This is a genomic window from Pseudomonas sp. EL_65y_Pfl1_R83, from assembly GCF_963970695.1.
GTDB lineage: Bacteria > Pseudomonadota > Gammaproteobacteria > Pseudomonadales > Pseudomonadaceae > Aquipseudomonas > Aquipseudomonas tritici.
In genome coordinates this window covers 1-458 of the sequence record NZ_CAXAQI010000408.1, presented here as the reverse complement: position 1 = coordinate 458, position 458 = coordinate 1, and the positions used below count along the sequence as shown (strand labels likewise).

At 61.6% G+C, this 458-nt stretch carries 2 protein-coding genes; both read left to right on the top strand.

The window, feature by feature from the left end; translation table 11 throughout:
* On the top strand, window positions 1–197 hold a 197-nt coding region (locus AACY08_RS29550), incomplete at its 5' end, for a transposase domain-containing protein (RefSeq protein WP_339472626.1).
* Window positions 198–266: 69 nt separating this feature from the next.
* Window positions 267–458: plasmid pRiA4b ORF-3 family protein (locus AACY08_RS29545; RefSeq protein ID WP_339472625.1), on the top strand; the 192-nt coding region annotated here is incomplete at its 3' end.

Below are 458 nucleotides of genomic sequence, written 5' to 3'. Positions count from 1 at the left end.
GTGGCGCCGACCGTGCCGCCATCATGCTGACGATGATCACAACCTGTCGCCTCAACGACGTCGATCCCAAGGCCTGGCTCGCCGACGTCCTCGCCCGTATCGCCGATCTTCCCGCTTCGCACCTGCACGAACTGCTGCCCTGGGAATGGAAGCTCCTGCGCCAAGCCGACAAGCCCGCCGATCAGCAAGCTGCCTGACCTTCTCGCAACGCCATCATAGAGCTCGCCGTGCCCGCGCGCATGCGTCAATCAGGCGGTCTTCGTCGTATGCGTACGATCAAGGTGACCCTCAAGGACGTGAAACCGGAGGTGATGCGTCGCCTTGTCTTACCTGTCACCCTGCGCCTTGATCAGCTGCATCTGACGCTTCAGGCGGCGTTTGGTTGGACAAACAGCCACCTCTTCGAGTTCCACGCTGGCGAAGAACGTTGGGGCATCCCCGATCCCGACGGTGATTTT